Below are 13772 nucleotides of genomic sequence, written 5' to 3'. Positions count from 1 at the left end.
CCGGCAGTTATGCTGACGGTATCGGGGACGGGCCGCAGAGCACGAAGGGGGGACCCGTGATCGCTCCGGAGCTGCTGATCGCCGCCCCTCTGGGGGACGACTCCTTCTGGGATCCGGTGAAGGCGAACTGGTCGCTGTTCGGGATCCTGCTGGCCGGCACCGCGGTGCTGACCATAGCCTTCGTGGTGTGGCTGGTGATCCAGCCCGAGGAGCCCGATCACGACACCAAGGAGCTGGTGGACCGCGCCGTGGACCGCGACCACGACCGGGCCCGCACCATCTCGCGCCGCATGGACGCCGATGCGGGCCGGGCCGACACCTCCGAGCCCGAGCTGCGATGACACCGGGGCCTCCCCGGCCCGGGATGCCGCCCACGGGGTCGCTTCCGGCCGGGCGTGCCGCACGTGCACTGCTGCCCCGGCGCCGTCTCACCGCGACGGTGCTGGGGATCGGCCTGCTGGCTCCCGCCGCCTGCTCCCCCGGCGCCCAGCCCGTGGCCACCGACCCCGAGCTGGCGCGCGACCCCCTGGCCACCGTCGATCAGTCCGCCTGGGACGCCCGTGAGGCGGGTGCGCTCACCGGCCTGCCGATCGAGGGCGACCTCGCCGACTTCGCGAGCTGGGAGGAGGCGGGCCTGGACGACTCCTCCGTCGCCCCGACGCGGCAGCAGCTGGTGGACTTCCTGGGCGCCGTCTACCTGAGCCCGTCGAGCTTCGCGGGGCTCTCCGATGCCGAGACCCGCTCCCGGGTCGACGAGGTGACCCCGGACTTCTGGAAGGACGATCTTGCCGAGGCCTGGGACGACGGGAACCGCCACTTCTACGCCTTCGCCCTGGCCGATCCCTTCGCACCGGTGGGGGCACCGCGGATCGCCGCGAACTGGTACCGGGCCGAGGAGGGCTCGGTCCCGCAGCTGATGACCACCGGTACCTTCGCCCACACGGTGATCGACACGAGCTCGCGCGAGGTGGGGGTGGTCGCCCAGCGCTTCGCCATGCGGGTGGACCTCGGGGCTCAGGGGGAGGCGGTGCGCGGCATGCACCAGGTGACCCTGCACGGGCTCGACCTGTGCGCCACCGGGGAGGCAGGCGGCCTTCACGTACCGGCCATCAGCACCGCCCGCGGGCATCAGGACGTGCAGAGCGCCACCATGGACCAGGTGATCGCCTCCCCACGGGTACCGCGCACCGCACTGGACAGCGGCTCCGAGGATGCCCGGCAGGGCGATCGGGAGACCGTCCTGTTCTGCGACTGAGCCTCCCGGTTCGACGACGGGGACGCGCACCCCGACCGGACTTCGTCGGCTGTTCACCTGGCCGTGGCCGCCCGGTCACCGCGGGATTCCACGTGGGAAATCCTGTCCTCGTACGTTCGTGCTGCTGCCGGCGCGGGACGATGAGGGGGGTGCACCGTGGACCAGGGCCGCACCCTTGTGATCGCTGTCGATGGGCTCGATGCCGCCGACCTGGCCGACGGGCCGCTCACCGATCCGGGATCGCCGCTGCGCGACGCCCTGCTCCGCCATGCCGTTCCTCTGGAGATCCGAACCGGCGGTCCCTCCGAGCCCTCACCGGCCCTGGTGAGCCTGATGACCGGCGCCTCGGTGGGGCACACCGGTGTGGCGATGGAGCTCGCCTTCGATCCGGCCGAGCCGGCCGTGGGGGGCGTGTGGTACCACGACGACCTGCGGATCCCCACCCTGCTGGAGGTGGCGCGGTCCCGGGGGGCGGTGACCTGCGCGCTCCAGTGGCCGGCCACAGCCGGGAGCGGGGTCGACCTGTGCCTGCCCCTGGTGGAGGACCTGCGCCGCTATCGCGACCGCTGGAGCATGGCTGAGCAGACCAGCTCCCCGCGGATGGTGGCCGAGCACCTGCGGCACCGACGGGAGGCCGGGCTGCACCTGTCCCAGATCGAGCCCGACTCCCTGGTGGGGCAGGTGGGTGAGGAGGCTCTGTCCGGCGGCCGGGTGGACCTGGCGATGGTCCGGCTCAGCGGGCTGGGCCGGGCACGGCGCCGCGAGGGGCGCACCTCCTCCGCCGCGAGGCGGGCCCTGGCGGTCACGGTGGAGGCCCTGGACCGCCTGGTGGTCGCGTTCGCCGCCACCGAGGAGGATCGAATCGTGCTGGTGCCGGGGCGTCCCCTGGTGCCCGTGGAGCTGCTGGTCCACCCCAATGCCGTGCTGGAGCGCCATGGCCTGGTGCGCACCGACGGCCCACGGCTGGCCGGCTTCCGGGCACTGGTGTGGCCCGACGGCCCGCGCGGGGTGCTCCACGTGCGGCGCGGCGAGAGTCCCTCCGTCGGCCGCGCGGCGATGGAGGCCCTCGCCGAGGTCGCCGCGCACTACCGGCTGAGGCTGCGGCCGGTCGACGACGGGGTGGGGGCCACCGCTCAGACCGACGTGATCGCGGTGCTGGAGGGGACCCCGGGCACCGTGTTCGGCCTGTCCCCCACGCACCGCCCCCTGGTCGAGGGCGATGACCCGTACTACGCGGGGCCGCGTGCCGTGGCCGATCCCACCGCGTCCACCACGGTGCTGGGGAGCGGTCCGGGCCTGCCCGGCACGAGGGTGGAGGGCGGCTGGGCCGATCTGGGCGTGACCCTGGCGGAGTCGATGGGGCTCGTCCTTCCCGCGGCGACGGCCTCCGGGATGCGCCCGGCCGCACTCGCCCAGGCCTGAGACCCCGGTCAGCGGATCCGGCGCAGCAGATCCATCAGCGCGCCCCATCCGCGCTGCAGCGGGCCGACGGTCTCCTCGGCGAGGCGGTCGCGCAGGTCCTCGAGCGCGGGGGCATGGCGGGCGATGTGGTGGTCACCGTCGTGGACCGCGTCGTCCACGTCCCCTCCCTGCACCTCTCGCGGGGACACGACGAGCGCGAGGGCGATGCCCACCCGGTCGGTGCCATCGGCGTCCAGCACCACCTCGATGGCGTCGACATCGGGCAGGCCGTCCTCCGCGAGGTCCCGTCGCAGCATCGCGAAGGCCTCGTCGAGCGCGGCGGCCCGGCCCTGATCGGCGCGGACCGCCTGACGCAGCGGCACCGCCACCAGGTTCCCGTCGACGTCCGCCACGGAGGAGATCACCTCGTGCTCACCGGCGGGCCGGCCCTGGTCGTGCAGGGCGATCCTCTGCACCACCAGGCGCAGCACGCCGCTGGGGGCGCAGGGGCCGAGCACGTCCCGCAGCCGCCCCGGAGCGGCGGTGCGGCCCTGCCACAGCACGTACTGTCCGGGGGCAGGTTCCTGGCTGGTCACGGGCACATGGTAGCTGGCCGTCCGATGTCTCAGTCGGTGGGTTCGCAGCTCGTCGTACAGGGCCGTGCGGTGGGTGGGCGCCTCCTGGTCGTGCACCAGGACGCGGTAGTAGTCGTTGAGCTTCTGGTTACGCATTGTTCGTGTCGCAAAGTTCTGCTTATACATGCAGGTCCCCGGCCATAAGAACCCACTTCATCGGCGATCACGGTTTCGCAGGAGCGGTGCTGCGCGTTTCCTGTCATGATGAGAAGTCCGTTCACCGCCGCGCACCGCGCCCCGCCCTCGAAGGAGACACCCGTGCCCCTGGCTCAGAGCCTGGATGCGATCACCGTGGATCACCTGCGCTCGACCGGGGCGCTCAAGTGGAGCCTGCCCGATGAGGTCACCGGCGCCTTCGTGGCGGAGATGGACTACGGCACCTCACCGGCGATCGTGGCCGCCCTGGAACAGGCGGTGCAGGTGGGGTGCTTCGGCTACCCCACCCCGGAGCTGGCCCAGGAGCTCCAGGAGGCCACCGCCCGACGGCTCGCCGGCGCGCACGGCTGGGAGGTGGCGCCCGAGGACGTCCACCCCGTCCCGGACGTGATCTCGGTGCTCGAGAAGGCGATCACGCTGACCACGGACCCGGGCACGCCGGTGGTGGTCCCCACCCCGGCCTACATGAACTTCTTCAACACCATCCGGGGCCTGGACCGCGAGGTCATCGAGGTGCCCATGGTGCTCGACGAACAGGGCCTGTTCCGCATGGACCTGCCCGCCATCCGGGCGGCCATCACCGGCAGCGGGGCGCAGCTGGTGACGCTGTGCAACCCCCACAACCCCACCGGGCGGGTCTTCACGCGCCAGGAGCTCGCGGAGCTCTCCGAGGTGATCGAGCAGACCGGTGCCCGGGTGTTCGCCGACGAGATCTGGGCGCCCCTGGTGTTCTCGGGCCACACCCACCTCCCCTACGCCTCCCTGAGCCCCCGCACTGCCGCGCACACGATCACGGCCGTGTCCGCGTCGAAGGGCTGGAACATCCCCGGCCTCAAGTGCGCCCAGGCGGTGCTGAGCAGCGACAGGGATCGGGAGGCGTGGGCGCGGATCCAGCCGCCGAGCTGGCACCGGGTCGCCCCGTTGGGCATGGTGGGCACCATCGCGGCCTACCGCGATCGCTCGGGGTGGATCGAGGAGGTCACCGCGTACATCGAGGACTGCACCGCGATGGTGGCCGATGCCCTGGCCCGGAGTGCGCCGGCCGCGCGGATGAGCAGGCCCCAGGCGACCTACGTGTGCTGGATCGACCTGAGCGCCCTCGAGGTGCCCGCCCCGGCCTCCGCACACCTCCAGCAGGCCGCTCGCCTGCTGCCCACGGACGGCGCTTCCTGCGGGGAGGTGGGGCGCGACCACATCCGGCTGATCGCCGCGATGCCGCGCCCTGTGCTGCGCGAGTCCCTGGAGCGCATGACCCGGGAGCTGGCGCTCAGATCCCGCTGAGCTCGCCCGGGAGCACGGAGGAGCCGCTCAGCAGCAGCTCGGCGTCCGTGACGGTGCCGGTCAGGATCTTGGCGCGCGAGGAGAGGATCGATGTGCGGGTGATCTCGCGCGCGCGCTCCACGGAGTGACGGGTGAGCGCCGGGGCGCTCAGGCGCGGGGTATGGCCCGCTCGAGGTCGAGGGCTCGGCGCACCGCGCTGATCTGGGAGCGGCGGGCGGCCTGGGCCACCGGGCCCACCTGCTGCAGGGGGTAGCTGTGCCCGCCCTCGACGGCCTCGTGGATCTCGAGCTCCACCCCGGCGGCGCGCAGCTTCTCACTGAGCCTCCGTGAATCGGCCAGCAGCGGGTCGCTGCCGCCGACGCTCAGATGCACGGGCGGCAGCCCCTCCATGGGGCCGCGCAGCGGGTTCAGGCGCGGGTCGTCGCGATCAGCGCCGTCGGCGTACAGCTCGGCGGCCTCACGCAGCTCGGGCCGCAGCAGCCGCTCCTCGGTGAGGTCCAGCCAGGGGGTGGTGAGCATCAGCAGGGCGGGCTGGGCGCCCCCGTGCTCGCGTAGCGCCTGGGCCACGGCGAGCGCGAGGCCGCCGCCGGCACCGTCGCCGGAGAGCACCCAGTGGCCCGGCCGCACCTCGGCCTTGCGGGTCAGGGACAGGACGGCCTGGAGGGCGTCGTCGAAGGCGTGCGGGAAGGGGTGGCGCGGAGGCACGCGGTAGTGCACCATTGCGGCGGCCACGTCGGAGCGTCGCCGCACGTCCTCCAGCCACTCCCAGGTCTTCTGGTCCGCACCGCGCAGGAAGGCACCGCCGTGCAGGTGCACGATGGCCGCGCCACCCGCGCCACCCGCGCGATCCGGGTCGATCCAGGTGGTGGGCACGTGGTGGTGCCGTCGGCGCTCCACCAGGCGGCGGTCCACGAGGTCGCGAGCCGGCTTGGACGGTCCCTGGGCCCACAGATGGCTAAGCGCGCGCACGATGCTCATGCCCTGCATCCTCCCATGTCCGCCGCCGCCGCGCCCGGACGGAACTACCATCAGCCATGGCCACTCACCAGCTCCGCCTCAGCCGCCAGATCCCCGCCACCGCCGAGCAGGTGTGGGCGGTGATCGCCGACATCAAAGCCGCGCCCCACACCCTCCGCGACGTGCTCGCGGTGGACCTGCAGACCCAGGGTCCCTACGGCGTGGGCACCCGCTGGATCGAGACGCGGAAGATGTTCGGCTTCGAGGGCAGCCAGGAGATGCAGGTGGTCGAGGCCGATGCGCCCCGCCGCACCGTCGTGGTGGCCGAGGCCGGCGGTGCCGACTACCGCACGGAGTTCATCCTCTCCCCGATCTCCGGCTCGCCGGATACGACCCAGCTGACGATGGTGTTCAGCGCCGTCCCGCAGTCCCGCGGCGGCCTGAAGGGGAAGCTGATGGGTGTGATGGCGAAGGTCGGATTGAAGGCCACCCGCAGGGCGATGGAGCAGGACCTCGAGGACATCGCCGCGGCGGCTGCCCGGCGCTGATCAGCGGTGCCAGCGCCGTCGACCCTGATCCGTGCTGTCAGCGCTGAGCAGGGCTATGAGCGCGCCGTGCACCCCATCTCGTCGTCGACGAAGGCGGGCCTGGCGGCGCGGAAGCCGACCACACCCAGGGCGAGTCCGGTCACGGCCATCATCGTGAGCATGGTGTGCGCGGAGCCGGTGGCGTCCAGCACCACTCCCGCGGTGATCGAGCCGGCGGCGGCGATCAGGTACCCCACCGGCTGCACCATCCCGGACAGCCTCGCGGTCACCAGCGGGTCGCGGCTCCGGGCGGGGATGAGCGCGATCGCGGTGGGGAAGGCGAAGCCGCCGACGCCCAGCACGGCCGCCCACAGCAGTGCGCCTGCGGCGGGGGCCAGGATCAGTCCGATGTACCCGGCGGCGGTCAGCAGGCCCATGCCCAGGGCGATCAGCGGCAGGTGGCGGGAGCGCTCGATCACCGTGGGCATGACGAGCCCGCCCAGGATGCCCCAGGCCGCGACGGATCCGGTCACGAGGCCGGCATCGGCCGCGCTCATGCCGCCCTGGGTGAGGATCTGGGGCAGCAGGCCGATCTGCGTGTAGGCGTTCATGGACTGCAGACCGAACATCGCGGTGAGCGCCACCGCGGTGGGCGAGCGCAGGACGGAGGTTCGCAGCTCGCCCTGGGCGGCGTCGGGGGGGAAGTCGTGGCCGGTGCGGGCCAGCACGATCGTCCACACCACCACCGGCACCACGGCCAGCAGGCCCCAGAACCGCAGCGAGTCCTGCCAGCCCAGGGCCTCGTCCGTGATCAGGGGGACGGCGAAGGCGGAACCGCTGGCCCCGCCCACGCCCAGCAGGGTCGAGTACAGGGTCATCAGCGCCACGGTGCGGCGCCCGCCGTACTGCTTGATCCACGCCGGGACGATCACGTTGCCCAGCGCCGGTCCCACCAGGGCCAGCAGCGACAGCAGCGTGAACATCACGAAGGTGCTCGCCTGGGGGCGCAGCAGCAGGCCGGCCACCACCAGCACGAAGGACGCCACCACGGTGCCGGTCAGACCCACCCGCTTGGAGATCGGCACCGCCAGCGCACCCAGCACCCCGAAGGCCAGGCACGGCAGCGCGGTCAGCAGGCCCATCGCGAGCCCGCCCTGGCCGTGGAAGGCCACCACGTCCTCCAGCAGCGGGCCCAGGGACGTGGCACCGGGCCGCAGGTTCAGCGACACGGTGGCCACCGCGATCACGGCGAGCACGGCACCGATGGCGGGTGCTCCGGCAGCGGGGCCGCCCCGCCGTTCGGACCGGTGCGTGCGCGTCAGCCGACGCGGGCGCTCAGCCCTGGGCATGCGCTCGGGCCGGGGCGAGTGCTCAGCGCTGGGCAGGTGCTCTGGCCGGGCGGGGTCCTCGAGCCTAACCGGGGGCTCAGGCCGGGGCGCAGGGGTATCGGTCACCGCTCCCTTCTACACCCCGCCGGCCGGTGTCTCCACATCTGAGGGCACACATCACCGAGCCGCCCACCCTGCTCGGCCGCCCGCCCTCTCCGGCGGTTACGGGTGGGTACGTTCCAGGATCTGGAAGCGGGCGGCACAGTGCGGTCGCCGGGAACCGCCCCGCCACCGCGTACTGTCGTCCCATGGCCAGGACGATCTACGTGACCGGGGAGGCGAAGTCGCCGAGCAACAATCCGATCACCTCCCAGTACGGGTTGTTCTTCGTGGGCCTCGTGGTCGACACTGAGACCCACGCCATCCTCCGGGCCGACTGCACCGCGGCGCTCGCTCTCACCGTGGAGTTCGTGCGCGGACTGCTCGAGGGCAGGAGTCTGCTGGAGGAGGACGCGCTGGTGGAGACCATCATCGATCGGTACCACGGGTCCTCTCAGCGGGCCATGACCGCCGCCGTGCGGAGCGCCGCTGCGAAGTACCGCGACCTGGTCGACGGCTCTGCCAGGACAACTGCATAACCCTGTCGCTCGCCGTCAGCCCGGTACCTGACCGCACCGGATCCCGTCGGAAGCGCCCGGACAGGGCATCGACGCGCCGCCCCTCGTGGGCAGGCGCGAGGCGTGTCGCCGTCGGCGGCCGCGCTGGTCGCCGCACCCCAGGAGGGCGGCCGTCCGCGATGCCCGTGCCGCCCCGCGGCAGGTCCGGTGCGCTTCCGATTTCTCTTTGCCCGGTCAGCGGGGTGTCGGCCCTTCCCGAAGGAGAACCGTTGATCACCGACGGCCTGCTCATGCTCGGCGTCCTGCTGGGCCTCTCATGCCTGCTCATCGTGCTGGAACGCACCACGGGCTGGAAGTTCTTCACGTTCGTGCCGGGCATGGTGCTGATGTACCTGCTCTGCGCCACCCTGAACTCCCTGGGCATGTTCGGCGACGCCGAGGAGACCCGCGCCCCCATAGCCGCGGTGAAGGACGTGGCCCTGCCGGCGATGATCTTCCTGTTCCTGTTCGGCTGCGACATCCGCAAGATCATCAAGCTGGGCCCGAAGCTGCTGCTGACCATGTTCGTGGCCGCCGCCTCACTCGCCGTGGGCATGGTGGCGGTGTACGCCGTGTTCCAGAGCGCCCTGCACGAGGAGTCCTGGAAGGCCCTGGGCGCCCTGCTGGCCTCCTGGACCGGCGGCAGCGCCAACATGGTCGCGGTGCAGGACATCCTGCAGGCACCGGAGAACATCTTCGGCTACGCCCTGATCACCGACACCATCGTGTACTCGGTGTGGCTCATGGCGATGTTCTCCTCGGTGGCGGTCTCCGATCGCTTCAACCGCTTCACCAAGGCCAACACCTCCTATCTGGAATCCCACGCCAGCGCCGACCTCGCTGAGGAGAAGCGGGAGATCACCGTGACCTCCCTGGCGATCGTTGCCTTCGGCTCGATCTTCGTCTCCACCGTGGCGATCTGGATCGGTGGTCAGCTGCCCGAGCTGGGCGACGTGGTCAACGGCACCGCCTGGACCATCCTCATCGTGTCGTTGCTGGGCCTGATCGTGGCGCACACACCGCTGGGCAAGGTGGCCGGCTCGATGGAGGTGGGCACCCTTATGCTGTTCATCGTGATCGGCCAGATCGCCTCCGGCTCCGACTTCTCCGCCCTCACCCAGGCACCGCTGTACCTGCTGATCGGCTTCCTGGTGCTGCTGGTGCACGCCGTGATCATGGTTATCTACGCGAAGCTCACCCGCACCGAGCTGTTCTCGCTGGCCGTGGCCTCCACCGCGAACATCGGCGGTATCGCTTCCGCACCCGTAGTGGCCAGTGCCTTCAACCGGCAGCTGGTGCCGGTGGGCGTGCTGTTCGCGCTGATCGGCTCCTTCGCGGGCACGTGGATCGGCCTGGGTGCCGCTCAGCTGATGAGCATGCTGTGACCGGCCGCCCCGCTCCCCGCACCCCCGGCGGCACGCCTGAGCCCGCCTTGCCCGTCAGCGCCGTGGCGCTGGAGCTGGAGGTGGCGGCAGTGCGCATGCATCGCCACGCCGCTCCCCTGCTGCGTCCCTTCGTCACCGCCGCTCGGCGCACCGAGGCCGTGGAGTACCTGGCCATCGAGGTGGAGCTGCGCGCCGGAGTGATCGGGCAGGGAACCGCGGCCGACACCAAGCCCGTCACCGGGGAGGACCTGGCCTCGATCACCACTGCGGTGGAGGGACCGATCACCGCCGCCCTCACCGGGGCCCGTGGCACCATCGCCGAGCTGAGCGCCCTGCTGGCGCAATCGGTCCAGAGAGCCAGCAGTGCGCGCGCCGCGGTGGACGTGGCTCTGCACGACGCCTGGGGCAAGGCCGCAGGCCGCCCCCTGGTGGAACTGCTGGGTGGTGCGGTGCACACCCGCATCGAGTCGGACATGACCGTCTCCCTCGAGGAGCCGGAGGTGATGGCCCAGCACGCCCGCGCGGCCGCTGCTGAGGGCTACCGGGTGCTGAAGATCAAGCTGGGCAGGGACGTGGAGGAGGACCGTCGGCGCTTGGATGCCGTGCTCGAAGCGGTCCCCGGGGCCCGCCTGCGATTGGACGCCAACCAGGGCTGGAGCGTGCAGCAGGCCATCGAGATCATCGGCGCCTTCGAGGCCGACGGGCTCCCCGTGGACCTCGTGGAGCAGCCCGTCGCGGCCGCCGACCTGGAGGGCATGGCGCAGGTGCGCCGCGCCGTCAGCACTCCGATCATGGCGGACGAGTCCGTGTGGACCGCCGCCGATGCCCGCCGCATCGCAGAGCTCGGCGCCGCCGACATGCTCAACATCAAACTGGCCAAGACCGGCGGAATCCCCGAGGCGATGGCCATCGCCGATGTGGCCCAGCACGCGGGCCTCACCTGCATGGTGGGGGCGATGATGGAGCCGAGCATCACGATCACGGGCGCCGCGCACGTGGCGCTGGCGCACCCGGCTATCACCATGGTGGACCTGGACTCCCCCGACTGGCTCACCACCCGCCACCCTTCCGGCGGCTACAAGGTCCAGGAGGGCTGGCTGGCGCTGACCGGCGGGCCCGGCCTGGGCATGGAGCTGCTGCACCCCGACCAGGACCCGCCCCGGTAGGCCCGCACCGTCCTTGAGGAGAGACCGATGAACGCTTCGAACCCCACCCCTGACCCCGGCAGCCGCGCGGGCCACGCCGCGGGATCCGCACCCCGCCCCGGGGATACCGCATTCGTCCAGGTCGCCGTGGCCACCGTGTGGGTGCGGCCGGGCCTGGAGCGTGCGGGGATCGATGATCCCTCGCTGACCGTACCGGTGGACCTGGATGCCTGGAACTCCGCCATGGACGCGACCGAGACGCTGCGCTGGCTGACCGGCCGCCTGGAGACCCAGGCCCTGCTGGGCGCTCGCGTGATCGTCGATGAGGTCGACGGGCAGTGGGCACGCATCGTCGTCACCGATCAGCTCTGCCCGCGTGATCCCCGCGGTTACCCGGGGTGGGTGCCGCTGGCCCAGCTGAGTGTCGACCCGGGCTTCGCGCAGGCTGCGGCATCGTCCCCGACGGCGACGGTCACCGCCTCCCGCTCCCGTCTCATGGAGGACACAGAGGGGACATCCCCCGGGATCGAGGTCTCCTTCGGGACCGTGCTGCCAGTGCTGGGACGCACGGGGACTGTGGTGGAGCTGGCGGTCCCCGGAGGCGGCACCCAGTACCTGCCCGAGGCCGACGTGGTGGTCCGGGAGCCGGGCGAGGTGCCCCCCACCCCGACGGTGGAGGAGGTGATCGCCACCGGCGAGCGCTTCCTGGGGCTGAGGTACCTGTGGTCGGGCATGAGTGCATGGGGCTTCGACTGCTCGGGTTTCACCCACTCGGTGTTCCGTCACCACGGGATCACGATCCCCCGCGACGCCGGCCCGCAGATGAACGGCTCCGGCTTCCCCCGGGTGGAGCGCGAGGAACTGCGCCGCGGCGATCTGGTGTTCTTCTCCGAGGGGCCCGGCAGTCCTGAGATCCGGCACGTGGCCCTGTACCTGGGCGATGACCTGATCATCCACGCGCCCAATGCCCCACGCACGATCGCTGTCGAGTCGCTCAGCGGGTACGACGTCAAGGGCGAGTACGCCGGGGCGGTGCGGGTGATCCAGCAGTGAGTTGAGGGCGGGTGGATGCCTGCGCGATCGGGAGGGAGTCCTCCACGGCGCGCACCTTCCGACCCCGCTCCGGCAGAGTGTCCGTGCCGGCAGCGAGCGTCCCTGGTGAAGCGGTGGTCAGCGGGCCAGGTCTGGCAGCAGTTCCCGAACCCGCGCTCGGATCACCTCGTCGGCCTCGGCCTTGACCATGCCCGCGGTCATCACGGCCAGGTAGCGGACCTCGGGCCCGTAGGGATCCCCGATGAACGCCACGTCATGCCGGTAGCCGTCCACCCAACCGGACTTCGAGCCCACCGGCACCTCGGGCCGCAGGGCGCTGGAGATGATGGGGATGCGCTGGGCGGACATCGCTTCGCGGGTGAGCACGCGGTGATCGGGCTGCAGGTTCGAGGAGGGGCCCACCATGGCGCGCACGGTGCGCACCAGGTCCGCAGGGGTGGTCTCGAGGGTTAACCCCTGGTCGATGGCGGCCGCGTCGCCGATCAGTCGCTCCGCGCGGGTGGCGGTCAGGCCCAGCCCGTCGATGGCGGTGGCCACGGCCGGCAGTCCCACGAGCTCGATGAGGTGATCGGTGCCCTCGTTGCTGGAACGGTCGATCATTCGCACCGCGAGCTCGCGCACCGTGATCGGCTGCCCGTCGGCGGGGTGCGTGGGGTCCAGGTGGTCGCCGAACAGAGTGAACGGAACACCGTCGACCCCGGTGAAGGTGCGCCTGGCCAGCTCGGTGCGGTCCAGGTCGAGGTGCCCGGCATCGACTGCGTTCAGCACTGCCATCAGCACGTGGAGCTTGATGGTGCTGGCCGCGTAGAAGGGGCGGTCCGGGTCCTGGCTGTGGAGGAGGGAACCGTCGGCCCCGGCGAGGGCGATCGCAACGTGACGCTCGGTGGGCGGGGCGGCGGTGCTCAGGCTCATCCCCCCACACTAGCCGGGCGGTCAGGGGCTGCGCGCCACCGGCCAGTAGCCCGAGCCCCGTGGCCCCGCCGTAGAATCGCGGCCATGAGGCCACTGCAGCAGCGCATCATCGACGAGACAGGCGTGAAGCCCACCATCGACCCCGCCGAGGAGGTGGAGTCCCGGGTGCAGTTCCTGGTGGACTACCTCGCGGCGACCCGCGCGAAGGGCTACGTGCTGGGTATCTCCGGGGGCGTGGACTCCACGGCCGCGGGGCGCCTCGCGCAGCTCGCGGTGGAGCGCGTGCGGGAGCAGGGCGGTGAAGCCCTGTTCGTGGGCGTGCGCCTGCCCTACGGGGTCCAGCACGACGAGGACGACGCCCAGGCGGCCCTCGACTTCATCGCCGCGGACCGCGAGGTCACCATCAACGTCTCCGGCGGGGTGGACGGCCTGTCCGAGGGGTACGCCGCGGGAATGGGCGAGGAGCTCACCGACTTCACCAAGGGCAACGCCAAGGCCCGGCTGCGGATGAGCGCCCAGTATGCGATCGGCGGCGACCTGGGCCTGTTGGTGCTCGGCACCGACCAGGCGGCCGAGAACATCACCGGGTTCTTCACCAAGTTCGGCGACGGCGGCGCAGACCTGCTGCCCCTGTCGGGCCTGAACAAGCGCCAGGTACGGAGCCTGCTCCAGGAGCTCGGTGCTGCGGAGAGGCTGTGGGAGAAGGTCCCCACCGCGGACCTGCTGGACGGCACCCCCGGCCAGACCGACGAAGCAGAGCTGGGCCTGCGCTACGAGGACATCGACGACTACCTCGAGGGACGTGAGATCGACCAGGCCGCGGCGGAGAAGCTCGAGACGATCTTCCTGCGCACCCGCCACAAGCGCGCCCTGCCGGTCACGGTGCATGACACCTGGTGGCGGGAGTGACCTGGACTCAGTCCAGGATGCTGCAGTACCGGTAGGCGTGGTACTCGGGCGGGCTTGAGCTCGCCCGCCCGATCACCTGGTCACGGGTGATGGGCTCGTTGAAGCCGGGGGTGGGCGAGGGCTCCGGATCGTGCGCTGGAGCCTGGTCCGCGGTCCCACACGGGCCGACGGC

The 13772-nt window shown here is 71.8% G+C and carries 15 protein-coding genes; 10 read left to right on the top strand and 5 right to left on the bottom strand.

Going from position 1 to position 13772, the window contains the following annotated elements; translation table 11 throughout:
• Nucleotides 1-56 precede the first annotated feature (56 nt).
• The 3 genes from M4D54_RS07445 to M4D54_RS07435 all read left to right on the top strand — a co-directional run bounded on the left by M4D54_RS07445 (nt 57) and on the right by M4D54_RS07435 (nt 2677).
• Nucleotides 57-341: a hypothetical protein gene (locus tag M4D54_RS07445; RefSeq protein WP_193865687.1), complete on the top strand. Its 285-nt coding sequence runs from the start codon at nt 57-59 to the stop codon at nt 339-341.
• Between the two features lie 23 nt (nt 342-364).
• A complete protein-coding gene (locus tag M4D54_RS07440; protein WP_259890853.1) occupies nt 365-1255 on the top strand; it encodes a hypothetical protein in 891 nt (296 codons plus the stop codon).
• Between the two features lie 156 nt (nt 1256-1411).
• Entirely contained in the window at nt 1412-2677 is a 1266-nt protein-coding gene (locus tag M4D54_RS07435; RefSeq protein ID WP_259890852.1) for an alkaline phosphatase family protein, read from the top strand.
• A gap of 8 nt (nt 2678-2685) precedes the next feature.
• Here the strand turns inward: M4D54_RS07435 and M4D54_RS07430 are convergent, their stop codons facing one another.
• Nucleotides 2686-3387 (bottom strand): hypothetical protein, encoded by a 702-nt coding sequence (locus M4D54_RS07430; RefSeq protein WP_259890851.1) that lies wholly within the window; start codon nt 3385-3387, stop codon nt 2686-2688.
• Between the two features lie 108 nt (nt 3388-3495).
• Between M4D54_RS07430 and M4D54_RS07425 the strand changes: the two genes are divergently transcribed.
• Entirely contained in the window at nt 3496-4728 is a 1233-nt protein-coding gene (locus M4D54_RS07425; RefSeq protein WP_259890850.1) for a MalY/PatB family protein, read from the top strand.
• On the opposite strand, the gene M4D54_RS07420 is transcribed toward M4D54_RS07425, so the two are convergent.
• Both M4D54_RS07420 and M4D54_RS07415 read right to left on the bottom strand, forming a co-directional pair.
• The gene (locus M4D54_RS07420; RefSeq protein ID WP_259789984.1) at nt 4715-4849 is read right to left on the bottom strand and encodes a hypothetical protein; all 135 of its coding nucleotides are present in this window, start codon (nt 4847-4849) and stop codon (nt 4715-4717) included. The two genes, M4D54_RS07425 and M4D54_RS07420, sit on opposite strands and share 14 nt — an antisense overlap.
• A gap of 26 nt (nt 4850-4875) precedes the next feature.
• Nucleotides 4876-5706: an alpha/beta hydrolase fold domain-containing protein gene (locus tag M4D54_RS07415; RefSeq protein WP_193865693.1), complete on the bottom strand. Its 831-nt coding sequence runs from the start codon at nt 5704-5706 to the stop codon at nt 4876-4878.
• 56 nt (nt 5707-5762) lie between these two features.
• On the opposite strand from M4D54_RS07415, the gene M4D54_RS07410 reads away from it, so the two are divergent.
• Nucleotides 5763-6233, top strand: coding sequence for an SRPBCC family protein (locus tag M4D54_RS07410; RefSeq protein WP_259890849.1), 471 nt, complete (start codon nt 5763-5765; stop codon nt 6231-6233).
• 53 nt (nt 6234-6286) lie between these two features.
• Here M4D54_RS07410 and M4D54_RS07405 read toward each other — a convergent pair whose 3' ends face one another.
• Nucleotides 6287-7666, bottom strand: a complete 1380-nt coding sequence (locus M4D54_RS07405; RefSeq protein ID WP_259890848.1) for an MFS transporter — start codon at nt 7664-7666, stop codon at nt 6287-6289.
• 182 nt (nt 7667-7848) lie between these two features.
• On the opposite strand from M4D54_RS07405, the gene M4D54_RS07400 reads away from it, so the two are divergent.
• The 4 genes from M4D54_RS07400 (at nt 7849) to M4D54_RS07385 (ending at nt 11779) form a co-directional block, all read left to right on the top strand.
• Nucleotides 7849-8178, top strand: a complete 330-nt coding sequence (locus tag M4D54_RS07400) for a DUF3870 domain-containing protein (RefSeq protein WP_259789989.1) — start codon at nt 7849-7851, stop codon at nt 8176-8178.
• A gap of 248 nt (nt 8179-8426) precedes the next feature.
• Nucleotides 8427-9581 (top strand): DUF819 domain-containing protein, encoded by a 1155-nt coding sequence (locus M4D54_RS07395; RefSeq protein WP_259890847.1) that lies wholly within the window; start codon nt 8427-8429, stop codon nt 9579-9581.
• Nucleotides 9578-10747 carry a dipeptide epimerase gene (locus M4D54_RS07390; protein ID WP_259890846.1) on the top strand — a complete coding sequence of 390 codons (1170 nt, stop codon included), beginning with the start codon at nt 9578-9580 and terminating at the stop codon, nt 10745-10747. The genes M4D54_RS07395 and M4D54_RS07390 overlap by 4 nt, the downstream gene beginning before the upstream one ends.
• A 27-nt stretch (nt 10748-10774) precedes the next feature.
• On the top strand, nt 10775-11779 hold the full coding sequence (locus tag M4D54_RS07385) for a C40 family peptidase (RefSeq protein WP_259890845.1): 1005 nt from the start codon (nt 10775-10777) through the stop codon (nt 11777-11779).
• A gap of 117 nt (nt 11780-11896) precedes the next feature.
• Here the strand turns inward: M4D54_RS07385 and M4D54_RS07380 are convergent, their stop codons facing one another.
• Nucleotides 11897-12691 (bottom strand): serine hydrolase, encoded by a 795-nt coding sequence (locus M4D54_RS07380; protein WP_259890844.1) that lies wholly within the window; start codon nt 12689-12691, stop codon nt 11897-11899.
• An 84-nt stretch (nt 12692-12775) separates the two neighbouring features.
• On the opposite strand from M4D54_RS07380, the gene nadE reads away from it, so the two are divergent.
• The gene (gene nadE, locus M4D54_RS07375) at nt 12776-13600 is read left to right on the top strand and encodes an ammonia-dependent NAD(+) synthetase (RefSeq protein WP_259890843.1); all 825 of its coding nucleotides are present in this window, start codon (nt 12776-12778) and stop codon (nt 13598-13600) included.
• Nucleotides 13601-13772: the final 172 nt, after the last annotated feature.

The organism is Brachybacterium sp. p3-SID1565, assembly GCF_025143785.1.
GTDB lineage: Bacteria > Actinomycetota > Actinomycetes > Actinomycetales > Dermabacteraceae > Brachybacterium > Brachybacterium epidermidis.
This window is presented reverse-complemented; position numbering and strand designations above follow the sequence as displayed.

What these genes read in the sequence shown, in the direction of transcription:
- M4D54_RS07440 (WP_259890853.1), top strand. Translation starts at nt 365, where the DNA reads ATGCCGCCCACGGGGTCGCTTCCGGCCGGGCGTGCCGCACGTGCACTG.
- M4D54_RS07430 (WP_259890851.1), bottom strand. Translation starts at nt 3,387, where the DNA reads ATGCGTAACCAGAAGCTCAACGACTACTACCGCGTCCTGGTGCACGAC.
- M4D54_RS07425 (WP_259890850.1), top strand. Translation starts at nt 3,496, where the DNA reads ATGAGAAGTCCGTTCACCGCCGCGCACCGCGCCCCGCCCTCGAAGGAG.
- M4D54_RS07415 (WP_193865693.1), bottom strand. Translation starts at nt 5,706, where the DNA reads ATGAGCATCGTGCGCGCGCTTAGCCATCTGTGGGCCCAGGGACCGTCC.
- M4D54_RS07410 (WP_259890849.1), top strand. Translation starts at nt 5,763, where the DNA reads ATGGCCACTCACCAGCTCCGCCTCAGCCGCCAGATCCCCGCCACCGCC.
- M4D54_RS07400 (WP_259789989.1), top strand. Translation starts at nt 7,849, where the DNA reads ATGGCCAGGACGATCTACGTGACCGGGGAGGCGAAGTCGCCGAGCAAC.
- M4D54_RS07385 (WP_259890845.1), top strand. Translation starts at nt 10,775, where the DNA reads ATGAACGCTTCGAACCCCACCCCTGACCCCGGCAGCCGCGCGGGCCAC.
- M4D54_RS07380 (WP_259890844.1), bottom strand. Translation starts at nt 12,691, where the DNA reads ATGAGCCTGAGCACCGCCGCCCCGCCCACCGAGCGTCACGTTGCGATC.
- nadE (WP_259890843.1), top strand. Translation starts at nt 12,776, where the DNA reads ATGAGGCCACTGCAGCAGCGCATCATCGACGAGACAGGCGTGAAGCCC.